At 66.2% G+C, this 18,497-nt stretch carries 12 protein-coding genes; 7 read left to right on the plus strand and 5 right to left on the minus strand.

Annotated elements, in window-relative coordinates; genetic code table 11:
* Window positions 1–101: 101 nt before the first annotated feature.
* The 5 genes from AC0CH8_RS08580 to AC0CH8_RS08600 are packed head-to-tail and all read left to right on the plus strand — an operon-like array spanning window position 102 to window position 2,827.
* On the plus strand, window positions 102–824 hold the full coding sequence (locus tag AC0CH8_RS08580) for an alpha/beta hydrolase (protein WP_465239511.1): 723 nt from the start codon (window positions 102–104) through the stop codon (window positions 822–824).
* 35 nt (window positions 825–859) lie between these two features.
* Complete coding sequence (locus tag AC0CH8_RS08585; protein ID WP_465239512.1) at window positions 860–1,294, plus strand: VOC family protein; 435 nt, start codon at window positions 860–862, stop codon at window positions 1,292–1,294.
* 10 nt (window positions 1,295–1,304) lie between these two features.
* Window positions 1,305–2,027 (plus strand): hydroxyacylglutathione hydrolase, encoded by a 723-nt coding sequence (gloB, locus tag AC0CH8_RS08590; RefSeq protein WP_465239594.1) that lies wholly within the window; start codon window positions 1,305–1,307, stop codon window positions 2,025–2,027.
* 27 nt (window positions 2,028–2,054) lie between these two features.
* Entirely contained in the window at window positions 2,055–2,471 is a 417-nt protein-coding gene (locus AC0CH8_RS08595) for a hypothetical protein (RefSeq protein ID WP_465239513.1), read from the plus strand.
* On the plus strand, window positions 2,471–2,827 hold the full coding sequence (locus AC0CH8_RS08600) for a hypothetical protein (protein ID WP_465239514.1): 357 nt from the start codon (window positions 2,471–2,473) through the stop codon (window positions 2,825–2,827). The genes AC0CH8_RS08595 and AC0CH8_RS08600 overlap by 1 nt, the downstream gene beginning before the upstream one ends.
* On the opposite strand, the gene AC0CH8_RS08605 is transcribed toward AC0CH8_RS08600, so the two are convergent.
* Window positions 2,824–5,544: a [protein-PII] uridylyltransferase gene (locus tag AC0CH8_RS08605; protein ID WP_465239515.1), complete on the minus strand. Its 2,721-nt coding sequence runs from the start codon at window positions 5,542–5,544 to the stop codon at window positions 2,824–2,826. The two genes, AC0CH8_RS08600 and AC0CH8_RS08605, sit on opposite strands and share 4 nt — an antisense overlap.
* Window positions 5,545–5,578: 34 nt before the next feature.
* Window positions 5,579–8,155 (minus strand): DNA mismatch repair protein MutS, encoded by a 2,577-nt coding sequence (gene mutS, locus AC0CH8_RS08610; RefSeq protein ID WP_465239516.1) that lies wholly within the window; start codon window positions 8,153–8,155, stop codon window positions 5,579–5,581.
* A gap of 265 nt (window positions 8,156–8,420) precedes the next feature.
* On the opposite strand from mutS, the gene AC0CH8_RS08615 reads away from it, so the two are divergent.
* Together AC0CH8_RS08615 and AC0CH8_RS08620 are read left to right on the plus strand one after the other, a co-directional pair.
* Window positions 8,421–10,682 carry an NADP-dependent malic enzyme gene (locus AC0CH8_RS08615; protein ID WP_465239517.1) on the plus strand — a complete coding sequence of 754 codons (2,262 nt, stop codon included), beginning with the start codon at window positions 8,421–8,423 and terminating at the stop codon, window positions 10,680–10,682.
* Window positions 10,683–10,840: 158 nt separating this feature from the next.
* Window positions 10,841–11,452 carry a peptidylprolyl isomerase gene (locus AC0CH8_RS08620; protein WP_465239595.1) on the plus strand — a complete coding sequence of 204 codons (612 nt, stop codon included), beginning with the start codon at window positions 10,841–10,843 and terminating at the stop codon, window positions 11,450–11,452.
* Window positions 11,453–11,649: 197 nt separating this feature from the next.
* Here the strand turns inward: AC0CH8_RS08620 and AC0CH8_RS08625 are convergent, their stop codons facing one another.
* From AC0CH8_RS08625 to rpoC, 3 genes are all read right to left on the minus strand, one after another.
* Entirely contained in the window at window positions 11,650–12,435 is a 786-nt protein-coding gene (locus AC0CH8_RS08625) for an SDR family oxidoreductase (RefSeq protein WP_204197525.1), read from the minus strand.
* A 107-nt stretch (window positions 12,436–12,542) separates the two neighbouring features.
* Window positions 12,543–13,493, minus strand: a complete 951-nt coding sequence (locus tag AC0CH8_RS08630; protein ID WP_465239518.1) for a PEPxxWA-CTERM sorting domain-containing protein — start codon at window positions 13,491–13,493, stop codon at window positions 12,543–12,545.
* Between the two features lie 712 nt (window positions 13,494–14,205).
* On the minus strand, window positions 14,206–18,492 hold the full coding sequence (rpoC, locus tag AC0CH8_RS08635) for a DNA-directed RNA polymerase subunit beta' (RefSeq protein WP_204197527.1): 4,287 nt from the start codon (window positions 18,490–18,492) through the stop codon (window positions 14,206–14,208).
* Between the last annotated feature and the right edge of the window lie 5 nt (window positions 18,493–18,497).

An 18,497-nucleotide genomic window follows, 5' to 3' on the forward strand; every position in this document is an offset into this window, starting at 1 on the left:
CCGACATTGCCAGCCCACGCACCCGACACCAGCCGCGCCGTACCGAAGTGGAGGCCAGCGTCCCGACGCCTCCACTTCCTCCACTTCGCCCGGATTCCAGCATGACCCAGCCGCACCGCCTCGCCTTCCACCACACCGCCGGCACCGGCCCGACGATCGTGTTCCTGCCCGGCTACGCGTCGGACATGCAGGGGTCGAAGGCGCTGGCGCTGGAGGCGTGGGCGAAGACGGAGGGGCGCGCCTTCCTGCGCTTCGACTATGCCGGCTGCGGCCAGTCGGAGGGGGATTTCAAGGACCAGACGCTGGCCGGCTGGCTCGGCGATACGCTGGCGATGCTGGACGAGGTGGCGAAGGGTCCGGTCGTGCTCGTCGGCTCGTCGATGGGCGGCTGGCTGATGCTGCTCGCAGCAAAGGCCCGGCCCGATCAGGTGAAGGCGATGGTCGGCATCGCGCCCGCGCCGGACTTCACCGACTGGGGCTTCACGATGGACGAGAAGATGGCGATGCTCCAGACCGGTCGCCTCGAACGGCCCAACCCCTACGGACCGCTGCCGACGCTTTATACGCGCGCCTTCTGGTCGTCGGGCGAGGCGAACCGGCTGATGTTCGGGATGATTCCGTTCGCCGGTCCGGTCCGCCTGCTGCACGGTCAGCAGGACAAGGACGTGCCGTACCAGCGCACGATCCGGCTGGCGGAACTGATCGCGAATGACGACGTGCAGATCACCCTCGTCAAGGACGGCGACCACCGCCTGTCGCGCGACGCGGACCTCGCGCTGCTGATCCGCGCCGTCGGCGATATCACGGACCTAGTTCAAGGCTGATCCGTTCCGCCCCAGACCTTCCACGGAGTTCTCGCGTGAAATACCTGCACACCATGATCCGCGTCGCCGACCCGGACAAGACGATCGCCTTTTTCGAACTGCTCGGCCTGAAGGAAGTGCGGCGGCTGGAAAGCGAGAAGGGCCGCTTTACGCTGATCTTCCTTGCCGCGGATGCCGACATGAACGCTCCCGGCGAACGCGCCGAAGCGGAGGTCGAACTGACCTACAACTGGGACCCGGAGGAGTATTCGGGTGGGCGCAATTTCGGCCACCTCGCCTACCGCGTCCAGGATATCTACGCGACCTGCCAGCGGCTGATGGATGGCGGCGTCACGATCAACCGTCCGCCGCGCGACGGCCACATGGCGTTCGTGAAGACGCCCGACGGCATCTCGATCGAGTTGCTGCAGGACGGTACGCTCGACCCCGCCGAGCCGTGGGTGTCGATGCCGAACACCGGGACTTGGTAACGTGTCGGGGCTGGAGATCGTCCGCGTTCCCGTGCTTTCGGACAATTATGCCTGGCTGATTCACGACACGAAGACGGGTGAGGTCGCGGTCGTCGATCCGGGCGAGGCCACACCCGTCCTCGCCGCGGCGAAAGCGCGCGACTGGACGATCAGCCAGGTCTGGACGACGCACTGGCATCCCGATCACACCGGCGGCAATGCGGAGATGAAGGCCGCCGGCGCGACGATCACCGGTCCGGGCGCGGAGGCGGCGAAGATCCCGACGCTCGATACGCAGGTTGGGGAGGGCGACGTCGTCCGCATCGGCAGCCACACGGGTCATGTCCTGTCCGTGCCCGGCCATACCGCCGGGCATATCGCCTTCCATTTCGCGGACGACGCGCTGATCTTTACCGGCGACACGCTGTTCGCGATGGGCTGCGGCCGGCTGTTCGAAGGAACGCCGGCCGATATGTGGCGCAACATGGAGCGCTACGCCGAACTGCCGGACGCAACGAAGGTCTACTGCGGTCACGAGTACACGGTGTCGAACGCCGCCTTCGCCGCCCATGTCGATCCGGACAACGCCGCGATCGCCGAGCGCAAACAGGTGGTGGAGGCTCAGCGCGCGGAAGGCGAGGCGACGGTGCCGTTCACGATCGGGGAGGAGCGGGCCACCAACCCCTTCCTGCGAGCGGGCAGTGCCGACCGCTTGGGCGAGTTGCGGGCGATGAAGGATGCTTTTCGCGGTTGATGCGTTGGGGATGTGGAGGATGATGTCATGAAGCCGTTGATCCCGATCGCCGCACTTGCCCTGCTCGGCGCCTGTACCGCGACCCCCGCCGAAACCGCCCGCGCCACGGCCGTCGCGCAGGGCGACGCCGACCGCCTCGCGAAGGCCTTGAAGGGGTTCGTCCCCGGTCGTAAATCGTCGTGCGTGCCTTCGATCCGCTCCGCGCGAACGGAGGTATACGGTCCCACGCTGCTCGTCCGCGACAGCGTCGGCAGCAGCCCGATCTACATCGCCGACACGGGCGGCGGATGCGAGCGCGCGGCCCGCGGCGATATCATCGTGACGGTGCGGTCGTTCGGCCAGATGTGCTCCGGCGACATCATCCAGACCCGAGACCAGACGCAGGGCTTCTTCACCGGCAGCTGCTCGCCCGGCGAGTTCACCGAATATCGAAAGGCGAAATGATGCGCGCCCTGCTCCTCGCCGCCCTCGCGCTGCCTTTGCTGGCGGCCAAGTCCGACCCGCTCGCGGGCCGCATAGCCGGGCCACCCGAAAATTGCCTCACCCTGACGACGCAGCAGGGTCTCTACATCGCCGACGAAAACCTGATCCTCGCTCAACAGACCGGTCGCCGGATCTGGAAAGCGAATACGATCGGGCGATGTTCGATGCAGGCACTCGATACGCTGATCGTCGATGTCTACGGCAGTCAGGTCTGCCGCAACGATCGTTTCCGCGTGCTGCGGGCCGGCACCTCGATCCCAAGCCAATATTGCCGGTTCGAAAGCTTCACCCCGTACGAGAAGCCGCCGAAGAATTAAGCGGCCAGTTCGACCGTTTCGCCCGCCGCGGCATTGACCAGCCGCTTCTCCAGCGTCCTCAGCCGCTGCGGTGCGGTAATCCGATCCCCGGTCAGGTCGGTCAGGTAGAAGGTGTCGACCGCGCGCTCGCCATACGTCGCGACATGCGCGGAGTGGATCGTGACCTTCGACTGGAACAGCGCCTGCGCCAACTGGTTCAACAACGCCGGCCGGTCGCGGGCATTCACCTCGACGACGGTGAACCGGTTGGACGCCTTGTTGTCGATCAACACGTTGGGCTGGATCGCAAACGCATCCGCCCGCGGCCGCACCGCCGGCTTGGCGGTCAGCCGGTCGGCCAGCTTGCTGCGGTTGGCCAGTGCATCCTCGATCGCTACCTTCAACCGCGTCAACTGGCTGGCATCCGCAAACGGCCGCCCCAGCGGGTCCTGCACCAGGAAATTGTCGATCGCCATCCCGTCGCGTGTCGTGTGGATGCGCGCATCGATGATGTTTCCCCCGGCAAGGCTGATCGCGCCGGCGATGCGATAGAACAGCCCCGGATGATCCGCCGCATGGATCGTCACCAGTGTCGCGCCACGTTCCGGATAGACCTGCGCGTCGATCGACAGCGGCGTGTCGGCGGCCGTCATCGCCCGTGCGTTATGCGCCAGCACGTCGTCCGGCTCCGCGATCCAGTACGCCTCCGGCAAACGGCGGACATGCTTCGCCAGCGCCGCGTCGCTCCAACCCATCGCCGCCTGCAATCGCGCCTGCTTCTCGGCGATCCGCTCGCTGCGCCCGCGTTGTTTGTGCCCGAGGCGCAGCACCTCCTCCGCGGCGTGGAACAGGTCGGCGAGCAACTGCCGCTTCCACCCGTTCCACGTTCCCGGCCCGACCGCCCGGATATCTACGATGGTCAGCACCAGCAGCAGCCGCAGGCGTTCGGGTGACGCCACCGTCTCGCAGAAATCGAGGATCGTCTTGAAATCCGACAGGTCGCGCTTGAACGCCGTCGCCGACATCAGCAGGTGATGCCGCACCAGCCACGCGACGGTTTCCGTTTCCGCCGGGTTCAGTCCGAGCCGCGGCGCCAGCCGCAGTGCCACCTCCGCCCCGAGAATTGAGTGATCGCCGCCGCGTCCCTTGGCGATGTCGTGGCACAGCACCGCCACGCGGAGCGCCCTGCGCGACACGATCTGACCGATGATCGCGGTGGCGAGCGGATGATCCTCCTTCAAGGTCCCAGCCTCGATCCGCGCGAGCAGGCCGATCGCCTGAATCGTGTGCTCGTCGACGGTGAAGTGGTGGTACATGTCGAATTGCATCTGCGCGACGACGCGGCCGAAATCGGGCACGAACCGGCCGAATACGCCCGCTTCGTTCATCCAGCGCAACACCAGTTCGGGATCGCGCGGGCTGCACAGCACGTCCAGGAACAGCGCGTTGGCGCGCGGATCGCGGCGGATGCCGTCGACCAGCTTGGCGTCGCGGGCGGCGGCGCGCATCGCCAGCGGGTGGATATCCACCTCGTTCGCATCCGCCAGCGCGAAGATCTCGATCAGCCGTACCGGGTCCTCGGCGAAGAACTGGTCGTTCGGCAGACCCAGCCGCCCGCGATCGAGCACGAAGCCCTTCAGCCGCTTCGGGCTGCGACGGATGCCGGGAAATCCGAACCGCCGCCCACGCGCCGCGAACCGCTCGTCCAGATGCGCGAGGAATACGCCCGTCAGCGTGCCCACTGTTTTGGCGTGCAGGAAGTACAGCTGCATGAACCGCTCGACGGCGGGTTTGCCTGCCGCATCGCGGAACCGCATCCGCGCCGCGACCTCGCGCTGCACGTCGAAGGTCAGGCGATCTTCGGCTCGTCCGGTGATCACGTGCAGATGACACCGCACCGCCCACAGGAATTCGTCGGCGCGGTGGAACTGCCGATATTCGGCGGGCGTGAACAGCCCGACGTCCACCAGTTGTCGCGCCCGTTCCACGTTGTAGACGTATTTGCCGATCCAGAAGAGCGCGTGCAGGTCGCGGAGCGATCCCTTGCCCTCCTTCACGTTGGGTTCGACCACATAGCGGGTATCGCCCATGCGCCGGTGACGGGCATCGCGCTCGGCCAGCTTGTCGGCGATGAACTGACGCTCGGTGCCGCGCTGCACCTCGTCGGAGAAGCGCTTTTCCGCCTCGTCCGCCAGCGCCTGATCGCCGACTACGAACCGTCCTTCGAGCAAGGCGGTGCGCACCGTCACGTCGGCCTTGGACTGCCGGATCATCTCGTCCAGCGACCGGCTGGAATGGCCGACCTTCAGCTTCAGGTCCCACAGGGCGTACAGCACCGTCTCCACCACCTTGGCGGCACGGGGTGAGGGCGTGTCGCGCGTGAGGAAGCCGATATCGATGTCGGAATGCGCCGCCATCTCGCCGCGCCCGTAGCCGCCGACCGCCATCACCGCGATTGGCTCGCGCTCGTCCGGATGCAGCCGCAGGGCGACCGCGAACAGGATCTGCAGGATGCGGTCGATCAGATACGCCTGCGCCGCCGCCGCTTCCAGCCCGCGCGTCGGCCGCTCGGCCAGCCGGCGCGCGATCTCCTCGCGTCCGGCGTCCAGAGCATCGCGCAGCAGCGTGGTCGCGGCGACCGGAAGCTGTTCGATCGGCAACGCCGCCACAGCCTCGGCGAGCGCGCGCCGATCGACGATCGCCTTGCGGTTGGACAGACTTTCGAAGCGATAGGTCATCGCAGCGCTACATGGCCGTTCGCCGTCGACAGCGCTAGCCGTCCCGCGCCAGCGCCTTCAGCCGGTACAACGTATCGAGTGCCTCGCGCGGGGTCAGCGCATCGACGTCGATCGCCTCCACCTGGGCGCGGATCGCATCGCACTGTTCCTCCTCGACCGCGGCGGCGGCGGCGAACAGTGGAAGGTCATCGAGGCCTACCGCTAGGCCGCCCGTCTTGGCGCGACCAGCCTCCAGCTTCGCCAAGACCGCCTTGGCGCGCGCGACGGTCTGCGGTGCCATGCCGGCGAGCCGCGCCACGGCCAGCCCATAGCTGCGATCCGCCGGCCCGTCCGCCAGCTCGTGCAGCAGCACGAGGTCTCCCTTCCACTCGCGGGCGCGGACATGATGCAGAGACAGCGCGTCGCAGCGTTCCGCCAGCCGCGTCAGTTCGTGATAGTGCGTCGCGAACAGGCAGCGGCAGCGATTGTCTTCGTGGATCGCCTCCACCACTGCCCAGGCGATGGCCAGCCCATCATAGGTCGACGTACCGCGGCCCACTTCGTCGAGGATCACGAAGCTGCGCGGCGTCGCCTGCGCCAGGATCGCAGCCGTCTCGACCATCTCGACCATGAAGGTCGACCGCCCGCGTGCCAGATTGTCCGACGCGCCGACCCGGCTGAACAGCCGGTCGATCATTCCCAGCGTCGCGCTGCCGGCGGGTACGTAGCTTCCCGCCTGTGCCAGCACCGCGATCAGCGCATTCTGCCGCAGGAAGGTCGACTTGCCGCCCATGTTCGGACCGGTGACGAGCCACAACCGCGATGTCTCCGACAGCCGGCAATCGTTGGCGACAAACCGTCCGCCCGATCTGGCGACGGCGGCTTCGACCACCGGATGCCGCCCGCCCTCGACATCGAAGCACGGCTCTTCGACCAGTTTGGGCCGCGTCCAGCCGCCTTCGGCGGCGCGCTCCGCGAGTGCCGTGGAGACGTCGATCCGCGCCAGTGCATCGGCGGTCGCGGCAATCGCCTCCCGGTGTGACAGCGCGCGGGCGATCAGGTCCTCCAGATGCGCCGCTTCCGCCGCCAGCGCGTGTGCGCCGGCCTGTGCGACCTTGCTCGCGACCTCGTGCAGCGCGGGCGTGTTGAAGCGGACGACACCGGCCAGCGTCTGGCGGTGCGTGAAGCCGCTGTCCGGCTTCATCAGCGCATCGGCGGCGCGCGCCGGAACCTCGACATGATAACCCAGCACGTTGTTGTGCCGCACCTTCAGCGCCGCGACGCCGGTGTTGCTCCGCATCTCCGCTTCCAGCGCGGCGATCGCCCTTCGCCCGCCCGCGCCCGCGTCGCGCAGATCGTCGAGCGCGAGATCGTAGCCGGCGGCAATGTAGCCACCGTCGCTCGCCTCGACCGGCGGCGAGGGCACCAGCGCGCGCCGCAACTGGTCGATCAACTCGCCATGCCCCCGCAACCGCGGTGCCAGCTCGATCAGCAGCGCGGGGGGCTCGCCCGACCCCAGCCGCTCGCCGAGCGACCACGCGCCGTCCAGCCCGTCGCGAAGCTGGCCCAGATCGCGCGGTCCGCCGCGCCCGGCGACCAGCCGACCCAGCGCCCGCCCGATATCCGGCAAGGCGCGCAACGCCGCGCGCACCTTCTCGCGCTCCGCCTCGTCGTCATGGAAATGGCGGACGAGGTCGAGCCGAGCATCGATCGCGCCGCGGTCCACCAGCGGCGCGCCCAGGTCGCCCGCCAGCAACCGCGCCCCTGCGCCGGTGACGGTCCGATCAATTGCGTCGAGCAGCGACCCCTTGCGCTGGCCCGATGCGGTCTGCGTCAGTTCCAGGCTTTCGCGCGTCGCCGCATCGATCGCCATCGTGTTCGCTGCCCGGTGCAGCACCGGCGCGCGCAAGAACGGCAGTGCGCCCTTGGCGGTATGATCCAGATAGGCGACGAGGCCACCGGCCGCGGCGAGTTCCGCGCGCCCGAACTGTCCGAACCCGTCCAGCGTCGCGACCGCGAACAGGCGTTTCAGCCGCGCCTCTCCCGCGCCGCTGTCGAACTCCGCCTTCGGCCGCAGTGTCGTCGCCAGCTCCGCCACGCCGCTGGTATCCGCCGCAACGACCTCCACCGCACCGAGCCTTGCCAACTCCGCCGGTACGCTGGCCTGATCCAGTGCGATCACCACGAAGCGGCCCGTCGACACGTCGGCCGCCGCCAGCGCGACCTCTCCCGCCGCCTCGCCGATCGCGACGCACCAATTATCCGCTCGTGCGTCGAGCAACGCCTCCTCGGTCAGCGTGCCGGCCGTCACGACGCGGACGATCGCCCGGTTGACCAGCGCCTTCGACCCGCGTGCCTTGCGCGCTGCCTCCGGGCTCTCGGTCTGCTCGGCGATGGCGACGCGGTGGCCGGCCTTGATCAGGCGCTGAAGATAGGCGGTCGCGGCATGCACGGGCACGCCGCACATCGGCACCTTCTCGCCACCATGCTCCCCACGCGCCGTCAAAGCGATGTCGAGCACCGCCGCTGCGATGCGCGCGTCCTCGAAGAACATCTCGAAGAAGTCGCCCATGCGGTAGAAGAGCAGGCAATCCTGCGCCTCCGCCTTCAGGGCGTGATATTGCGCCATCATCGGCGTTGGTGTGGGGTTCACGGGAGAACCGCCGCGGCCCGAAGTGCGCAGTGCCAAATCGTAGTGATCGTCACCTGATGTTCGTGACGCTGGCAGGACAGCAGGCGACGCACGGGGCGATCAGCAACGTGAGATCACGGATGTGGGGTGACAGATGGACGGACTCGGGCTTCATCGCTTCCGACATACGCATGGCCACACCGGGTTGAAACCCCCCGCCCAAAGCCCGTAGAGGCCGTAGGGTAATTCGGGAGAGGCCGCCGCCATGTCAGACGCCGTCAACGTCCAGTTCTCCGAGCGCGAGGCGCTGCTGTTCCATTCGGAGGGGCGGCCGGGCAAGATCGAGATCGTCGCGTCCAAGCCGATGGCGACGCAGCGCGATCTGGCGCTTGCCTATTCACCCGGCGTCGCGGTGCCGGTGCGCGCCATCGCCGAGGACCCGGCCACCGCCTACGACTATACGGCGAAGGGCAACCTCGTCGCGGTCATCTCCAACGGCACCGCCATCCTCGGCATGGGCAATCTCGGCGCGCTGGCTTCCAAGCCGGTGATGGAGGGCAAGGCGGTGCTCTTCAAGCGCTTCGCCGATGTCGATTCGATCGACATCGAGCTGAAGACCGAGGATGTCGATCGCTTCATCGACGCGGTCGAGTTGATGGAGCCGACCTTCGGCGGCATCAACCTCGAGGACATCAAGGCGCCCGAGTGCTTCATCATCGAGCAGACGCTGCGCGAGCGGATGAACATCCCCGTCTTTCACGACGACCAGCACGGCACCGCGATCATCACCGCCGCGGGCCTCATCAACGCCTGCCTGCTGACAGACCGTAACCTTGCCGACGTGAAGGTCGTGGTGAACGGCGCCGGTGCTGCGGCGATCGCCTGCACCGAACTGATCAAGGCGATGGGCGTGCGCCACGACAATGTCATCATGTGCGACCGTTCGGGCGTCATCTACCAGGGCCGCACCGACAGCATGGACCAGTGGAAGTCCGCGCATGCGGCGATCACGGAGGCGCGGACGCTGACCGAGGCGCTGCACGGGGCCGACGTATTCCTCGGCCTGTCGGCGGCGGGTGCGCTCCACCCGGATATGGTCGCGGACATGGCGCCCGCACCGATCATCTTCGCGATGGCCAATCCGGAACCCGAGATCCGCCCCGAACTCGCCAAGGCGGCGCGGCCGGATGCGATCGTCGCCACGGGGCGGTCGGACTACCCGAACCAGGTCAACAACGTCCTCGGCTTCCCCTTCATCTTCCGCGGTGCGCTCGACGTCCGGGCCACCGGCATCAACGACGCGATGAAGATCGCCGCAGCGAACGCCATCGCGGAGCTTGCCCGTCAGCGGGTGCCGGAGGAGGTTGCGATCGCCTATGGCACGCGCCACAGCTTCGGCCCCGAATACATCATCCCGGCACCGTTCGACCCGCGCCTGATGGAGGTCGTGCCCGCCGCGGTCGCCAAGGCGGCGATGGACTCCGGTGTCGCGACCAAGCCCATTCTGGACATGGAGCGCTATCGCCAGTCGCTGCGCGAGCGGTTGAACCCCACCACCTCGCTGCTGACGCTCGCCTATGAGGGCGCACGCGCCCATCCCAAGCGCGTGCTGTTCGCAGAGGGCGAGGAGGAGGTCGTGCTGCGCGCCGCCATCGCGTTCAAGGAGGGCGGCTACGGTACCCCCGTCCTGGTCGGGCGCGACGACGTGTACGACCGGCTGAAGGCGCTCGGCGTGACCCGGCCGGAGGAGTATGAGGTTCACAACAGCCGCCATTCGCCGCTCGTCCCGAAGATGGTCGACTTCCTCTACAAGCGCCTGCAGCGCCGTGGCTTCCTGCACCGCGATGCGGAGCGGATGATCAATCAGGACCGCAACATCTTCGGCGCGGTCATGCTGCAACTCGGCGAGGCCGATGCGATGATTACCGGCATCACCCGCACCTGGGCGCATACGATGCGCGAGGTGAAGCGCGTGATCGATCCGGAGCCGGGCCGCACGCCGTTCGGCATTCACATCCTCGTCGGGCAGAGCCACACGGTCTTCATCGCGGACACCACGGTCAACGAGCGGCCCTCGGCGGAAGAGCTGGCTGATATCGCCGAACAGACCGCGCAGGTCGCGCGCCGGATGGGCCACGAGCCGCGCGTCGCGTTCCTCAGCTATTCGACGTTCGGCAATCCCGAAGGCCGGTATCTGGAGAATGTTCGTGCCGCGGTCGGGGTCCTCGACGGGCGTCAGGTCGGCTTCGAATATGAGGGCGAGATGTCGCCCGACGTGGCCCTCAACCCCAAGCAACTGGCGAACTATCCGTTCGCGCGGCTGTCGGGTCCGGCCAACGTTCTGGTCATGCCGGGGCTGCAATCCGCGAATATCTCGGCGAAGCTGTTGCGCGAGTTGGGAGGCGACAACATGATCGGGCCGATGCTGATCGGGATGGAGAAGCCCGTGCAGATCGCGCCGATGACCTCGACCGCGAGCGAACTGGTGACGCTGGCGGTGCTGGCGGCGGGCGGGATCGCTCGCTGAACTGCCGCTACGAAGCCTCCAGTGCCACGCCGGCTCAGCCGGGGCCCAGTTGCTACCAACATAGTTCGAGTATGATGTCCGCACTAACATCGACGTTCGCAACTGGGCCCCGGCCTTCGCCGGGGTGGGGCAGGGCGGTCGTGGTCTCGGCGCTGCTGATGCTGACGGCCGCCGCCGCCCCGCAGACTGGCCCGAGGGCCGGGATCGTCCGCGTCAGGCTCGATACGACCGCCGGTCGCATCCTGCTGGCGCTCGACGCTCGCCGCGCGCCGAAGACGGTCGAGAACTTCATGGCCTATGTCGATGACGGTCGCTTCGACGGAACGACCTTCTACCGCGCGGCGCGGGGTAAGAAGGACCCGAAGACGGGCTTCATCCAGGCCGGCATCCGCACCGACGCGCGCCGTATCCTGCCGCCTTTCCCGCTGGAGACGACGGCCAAGACCGGCATCCGCCACCTCGATGCGACCGTGTCGATGGCGCGCGCCGCTTCGCCGGACTCGGCGGGCGGCAATTTCGTCATCACCATCGGTCCCGCGCCGCAGATGGACGCCCGGCCGGACTTCCCGGGCTATGCCGCTTTCGGGCGCGCGGTCGGCGGGCTCGATGTCGTGAAGCGCATTCTGGCGTTACCGTCAGGGGGCGGGGTGGATGCATTCAGGGGGCAGATGATCCTGAACCCGGTGCGGATCATCAAGGCAGTGCGGCTCGACGGCAAGGCGAAGCCGACCAATCAGCCCAAGGCGTGGTTGCTGACCCCAGCAGGCTAAGCGGCTGTATTCCAAGCGAATCAACTTGGAAGGTTAGGCTAAGGTTAGGCCAACGCGGTGTTTCGGGAACCCATACGCACCGTCGTCGCCCAACATTTCAAACAGCATGCCCGCGCAGAGCACGATCAATCCTTCGCAATATAGGCTGTCTTCCAACAATGAAAGTTCGCAGCTTCTGGCGCGGCAAGGGCAGAGGTTCAGCCGTCGATGCTGACCCCCAGTGACGCGTGCACCAGCCCCCCATCGACGGTGATCGTTTCCCCGACCACATAGTCGCCGGCGCGCGAGGCGAGATAGATCGCTGCGCCCGCCATATCCTCGTCACCGCCGATCCGGCCGGCGGGGATCGACTTGCCGACGGCATCGCCGTGGTCGCGCGCGGCGCGGTTCATCTCGCTGGCAAAGGCACCCGGCGCGATCGAGGTCACGGCGATGCCGTCGCGGATCAGGCGTGCCGCCAGCCGCTTGGTCAGATAGATCAGCGCCGCCTTCGACGCATGATAGCTGTACGTGTCCCACGGGTTCAGCCGCTGACCATCGATCGAGGTGATGTTGATGACCTTGGCGACGCGCTCCGCCCCCGCAGCCTTCAGCAACCCGTGCAGCGACTGGGTGAGGAAAAAGGGCGATTTGACGTTCAGGTCCATGACCTTGTCCCAGCCGCTCTCCGGAAACTCCTCGAACGCCACGCCCCATGCCGCGCCGGCATTGTTGACGAGGATGTCGAGCCGTTCCTCGCGCTCGCCCAGTGCCGCGGCCAGCGCGCGGCAGCCATCGACCGTGGAGACGTCGGCGGGCAGGGGGATGCAGTCCGGGCCTAGCTCCGCCGCGGTTTCCTCGCATGCGGCCGCCTTGCGCGACGAGACGTAGACCTTCGCCCCCTGCGCGATGAAGCCCGCCGCGATCATCTTGCCGATGCCGCGGCTGCCCCCGGTCACGAGCGCCACGCGGCCGTCCAGCCGGAACAGCGTGCTGGTATCCATATCGTCATCCTCTCGCGCCGGCGGTCCGATCTTCCGGTCCCGCTTATGAAAAGTCCCTCCCGATCTAGTGATCGGAAGGGACTTCGTCATTACGCTTGTGGTGGCGATCAGGCGTAGCTGACCTTCACCGATCGGCGGCGACGCAGCGCGCCACCGGCCGCGCCGATGCCGACGATCATCATCGCCCAGCTCGCAGGCTCCGGCACCGTGCCCGCCACGGTGCCGATGTTGCTGACACCGAGGAAGCCCGAACCCGCACCCAGGCTGGGATAGAGGCCGTTCTCGCTGCTCTGCACGCCGATCAGGTAGCTGAGGCCGAGGCCCTGCGCCTGGGTGAACAACAGGTCCAGCGTCTGTCCCGGCATGTTGATGCCGTAATAATAGGCGAACGTCTTCGACTGCCCCGCGTCGATCGTGCCGAGACCCAGATCGATGCCCGCACCGAGATCCCCGACCTCGTTGCAACCCAACAGGCAGGACGAGGTGAAGGCGGTCGCGGGGCTGGCGTTTTCGAAGCCGTTATAGCTTGCCCCGACCACCGAGGTGTTCGTCCCGAGCGGTCCGAACGTATTCTCGTTGAAGGCGGTCGGCGGCACGTCGAGGTCCACGTTGCGGCGGAACACGATATCGGTGATCGCCGTATTCGACGTGTTGGTGACGGTCTGCTGCACCGACAGGATGTTCGGCGCAAAGAAGTTGTAGGCGTGTGTGACGGTCAGACCCAGAGTGGTGGTGGAAACCGCAGTTCCACTGTTCGTACCCGGCGTAAAGACCGTGCCAGTGATGTTGGCCGTTCTGGTGAAAGACTGATCGGCGAACGCACTGCCGACACTGGACGTGATGCCCCAGGAGTCACGTGGCGTACCGAGCGCGATATAGTCGGAACCGGCAGGGTTAAGAAGGCCAACCCCGGTCGCGTAGTCGTAAAGCTCGCCGTTCCGACCGATGCCGACCTGATATTGACCGGTCGCGTCCGAGAAGGTCTGTGCCGAGGCGATCTGGGCAAAGCCAGCCAGACCGGCGCTCAGTACCGCCGCAGTCATCATCACAGTCTTCATTTTCATCTCCCCCTTGCATAAAATTCTCGTGGAGTCGCGCACGTCAGCGGGACTTAACGAATTGTTAATCTTAGATTCGACGAAGATTCGCAACCATCTTTTGACGGATGAGCACTGCGATCGTGTCGCGGTTCGTGAATTGGCGCGCAGTTACGAAGCACTAGACGGCAATGGCCAAATACGATGTACCTGCTATCTTCTTATAGTATCACCGGCAGAAGATAATTTTACCCACTGCTAAGCGAGGGGTGCGGTGCCGGTCGATCCTTGCGCACGACGCGGTGAACAACGTCCGAGTCGATCTTGCCGTGGATCGGGAGCGCATGCGATCCGACGAGACGCGATGTCTCCGCGACGCGGATTGATTCAGCAGCGATGGTAGCAAGTCTGATCCAGGATCACGGCGATGCTGGCCCTTTTCAGGCGAGGCTTGGCGGGGAGCCGTGCCACCACTGACCCGCAGCCCACCAGCGCGTCGATCAGTTTCTGGTCTAGGCTCAACCGCAGTGGGACGGAGGGCCGGTGTCGTGCGCGCGTGTCGTTCTCGTCCACGGCCAGCGGTGCACTCCGAAAGGCGCAGGTCAAGCGCGGGCTGAGGGGCGAGGAGGAGGCTGGATCACCCGTCACGATTGCGCACGCGAGCCAGTACGACGAAAAACCCCCGCCGAACCATGCGGTCCGACGGGGGTCTTTCGATCGTCCCGAAGACAGATCAGTCGTTCAGATATTCGCCCGCATCGGCATCCGTGCCGGTGCCCGAGGGCACCACCGCCGCCAGCGGATCGTCACCGGTGCCGGCGTCGTCACGGCGCGAACGCTGCTCCTCCGCCGCCCGCAGCTCGGCTGCGGATTCCGGAGCGACGAGGGCCGCCGACAGCGCCCGCTGCTGCGCCCGGAGCGCCACGTCGCGGCTGGTGGCCGCCACGCGGAGGCGGTTCATGCCCGCACCCGTACCCGCCGGGATCAGACGCCCGACGATCACGTTCTCCTTCAGGCCCATCAGCGTGTCCTGCTTGCCCTGGACCGCAGCCTCGGTGAGGACGCGGGTGGTTTCCTGGAACGACGCCGCCGAGATGAAGCTGCGGGTTTGCAGCGACGCCTTGGTGATGCCGAGCAGGATGGGCTTGCCCTGCGCACGCGCCTGGTTCTTGTCGAGCTTGTCGTTGATCGCGTCCATTTCCTCGCGATCGACCTGCTCGCCCTTCAGCAGCGTAGTGTCGCCGCCGTCAGTGATCTCGACCTTCTGCAGCATCTGACGAACGATCGTCTCGATGTGCTTGTCGTTGATCTTCACGCCCTGCAGACGATAGACCTCCTGGATTTCCGACACGAGATACTCGGCCAGCGGCTCGATCCCCATCGTCTCCAGAATGTCGTGCGGATCGGGGCTGCCGCCGATCAGGTTGTCGCCACGCTTGACGTAGTCGCCTTCCTGAACGTCGATCACCTTCGACTTCGGCACCAGATACTCGACGACGTCGCCGCCATCCTCGGGCTGGATGCCGATCTTCCGCTTCGCCTTGTAGTCCTTGCCGAACACGACCCGGCCAGAGACCTTGGCGATGATCGCCGACTCCTTGGGAACGCGCGCCTCGAACAGCTCGGCCACGCGCGGCAGACCGCCGGTGATGTCGCGGGTCTTGGCGCTTTCGCGCGAAACACGCGCGATCACGTCGCCGCCCTGCACCTGTGCGCCGTCCTCGACCGAGAGCGTCGCACCAACCGCCAGCATGTAGCGACCGGCCTCACCCGAGCTTTCGTCGAGCAGGGTCAGGCGCGGACGCAGATCCTCCTTTGACTTGGTCGAGGTGCGGTATTCGGTCACGACGCGCTGGGCGATACCCGTGGCTTCGTCGGTCTGCTCGACGAGCGTCTTGCCCTCGATCAGGTCGACGAACTTCACCGTGCCGGGGTTCTCGGTGATGACCGGCATGGTGAACGGGTCCCACTCCGCCATACGATCACCCTTCGACAGGATGTGACCGTCGTCCATCAGCACATACGCACCGTAAGGGATGCGATGCGTCGACAGCTCGCGACCATCCATGTCGAGGATCGCGATCTCGCCGGAGCGGGACAGCGTCACGCGGCGGCCACGCTGGTCGACGATCAGGCGCAGGTCGCGGAACTCGGCCTTGCCGTCGACCGGCGATTCCAGGTTCGACTGCTCGTTGAGCTGCGCCGCGCCACCGATGTGGAACGTACGCATCGTCAGCTGCGTGCCCGGCTCACCGATCGACTGCGCGGCGATAACGCCGACAGCCTCGCCGATGTTGACCGGCGTACCGCGGGCGAGATCGCGCCCGTAGCACTTGCCGCAGACGCCGATCTTGCTCTCGCAGACCAGCGGCGAGCGGATCTTCATCCCCTGGATGCCGATCTTCTCGATCTGCAGGATCATCGCCTCGTCGAGCAAGGTGCCCGTCGGGATCGCGACCTTGCCGGTCTTCGGATCGACCACGTCCTCGGCCGTGGTGCGGCCCAGGATGCGCTCACCCAGCGACGCGATGGTCGAGCCGCCCTGAACGATCGCCTTCATCTCCAGCGCGCGCTCGGTCCCGCAATCCTCCTCGATGATGACGCAATCCTGCGACACGTCGACGAGGCGGCGGGTCAGGTAGCCCGAGTTGGCGGTCTTCAACGCCGTGTCCGCGAGACCCTTGCGGGCGCCGTGGGTGGAGTTGAAGTATTCGAGGACGGTCAGGCCTTCCTTGAAGTTCGAGATGATCGGCGTCTCGATGATCTCGCCCGACGGCTTCGCCATCAGGCCGCGCATGCCGGCGAGCTGCTTGATCTGCGCCTGCGAACCACGGGCACCGGAGTGCGCCATCATGTAGATCGAGTTGATGTCCTTCTCGCGGCCCTTGTTGGGACCGTCGGTGTAGTGACGGACAGCCTTGATCTCGTTCATCATCGAGTTCGCGACCTGGTCGCCGCAACGGCTCCAGGCATCGATCACCTTGTTGTACTTCTCCTGCTGCGTGATCAGGCCGTCCTGATACTGCTGCTCGAAGTCCTTCACCTGATCGCGCGTCTCGTCGACCAGCTTCTCCTTGTCCGGCGCGATGATCATGTCATCCTTGCCGAACGAGATGCCCGCCTTGAACGCGTGCCGGAAGCCGAGCGCCATGATCGCGTCGGCGAACAGCACGGTCTCCTTCTGGCCGGTGTGACGGTAGACCTCGTCGATCACGTCGCCCACGTCCTTTTTGGTAAGGAGGCGGTTGACGGTCTCGAACGGCACCTTCGACGACTTCGGGAGCGTCTCGCCGAGCAGCATGCGGCCCGGCGTCGTCTCGAAGCGCTTCATGTACTGCTTGCCGGCCTCGTCCGTCTGCGGGACGCGGCTGATGATCTTGGTGTGCAGCGTCACCGAGCCGGCGTTCAGCGCCTGATGCACCTCCGCCATGTCGGAGATCAGCATGCCCTCGCCGGGCTCACCCTCCTTCATCATCGACAGGTAATACAGGCCGAGCACCATGTCCTGCGACGGCACGATGATCGGCTTGCCGTTCGCGGGCGACAGGATGTTGTTCGTCGACATCATCAGGACGCGTGCTTCCAGCTGCGCCTCGAGCGACAGTGGGACGTGCACGGCCATCTGGTCGCCGTCGAAGTCGGCGTTGAACGCGGAGCATACCAGCGGGTGAAGCTGGATCGCCTTGCCCTCGATCAGCACCGGCTCGAACGCCTGGATGCCGAGACGGTGGAGCGTCGGTGCGCGGTTCAGCATCACGGGATGCTCGCGGATCACCTCGTCCAGGATGTCCCAGACTTCCTTGCGCTCCTTCTCGACCCACTTCTTCGCCTGCTTCAGCGTCATGCTGAGGCCCTTGGCGTCGAGGCGCGCGTAGATGAACGGCTTGAACAGCTCGAGCGCCATCTTCTTCGGCAGGCCGCACTGGTGCAGCTTCAACTCAGGCCCGGTCACGATGACCGAACGACCCGAATAATCGACGCGCTTGCCCAGAAGATTCTGGCGGAAGCGGCCCTGCTTGCCCTTGAGCATGTCGGACAGTGACTTCAGCGGACGCTTGTTGGCACCCGTGATCGTGCGACCGCGACGGCCGTTATCGAACAGGGCGTCGACGGCCTCCTGCAACATGCGCTTTTCGTTGCGGACGATGATGTCCGGCGCGCGCAGTTCCATCAGCCGCTTCAGGCGGTTGTTGCGGTTGATGACGCGGCGGTACAGGTCGTTCAGATCCGACGTCGCGAAGCGGCCGCCGTCCAGCGGCACCAGCGGGCGCAGCTCGGGCGGGATGACCGGCACGACCTCGAGGATCATCCACTCCGGACGGTTGCCCGACTCCAGGAACGACTCGACGACCTTCAGGCGCTTGATGATCTTCTTGGGCTTCAGCTCCGACTTGGTCGTCGCCAGCTCCTCGAGCAGGTCGCGCTTCTCACCCTCGAGATCGAGCGATTCGAGCATGATCCGCACGGCTTCCGCGCCGATGCCGGCCGAGAACGCGTCCTCGCCATACTGGTCCTGCGCGTCGAGCAGCTCGTCCTCGGTGAGGAGCTGGAACTTCTCCAGCGGGGTCAGGCCCGGTTCGATGACGATATACGCCTCGAAGTACAGCACACGCTCGAGCTGCTTCAGCTGCATATCGAGCAGCAGGCCAATGCGCGACGGCAGCGACTTCAGGAACCAGATGTGCGCGACCGGAGCGGCGAGCTCGATATGGCCCATCCGCTCGCGGCGAACCTTCGACACCGTGACTTCGACACCGCACTTCTCGCAGACGATGCCCTTGTACTTCATGCGCTTGTACTTGCCGCACAGGCACTCGTAATCCTTGATCGGACCGAAGATGCGCGCGCAGAACAGGCCGTCACGCTCAGGCTTGAACGTGCGGTAGTTGATGGTCTCGGGCTTCTTGATCTCGCCGAACGACCACGAACGGATCTTGTCCGGGGACGCGATGCCGATCTGGATCTGGTCGAAAGTTTCCGGCTTGGCGACCGGATTGGCGAAGTTGGTCAGTTCGTTCATGTCGT

Source organism: Sphingomonas sp. AC435 (assembly GCF_979253005.1).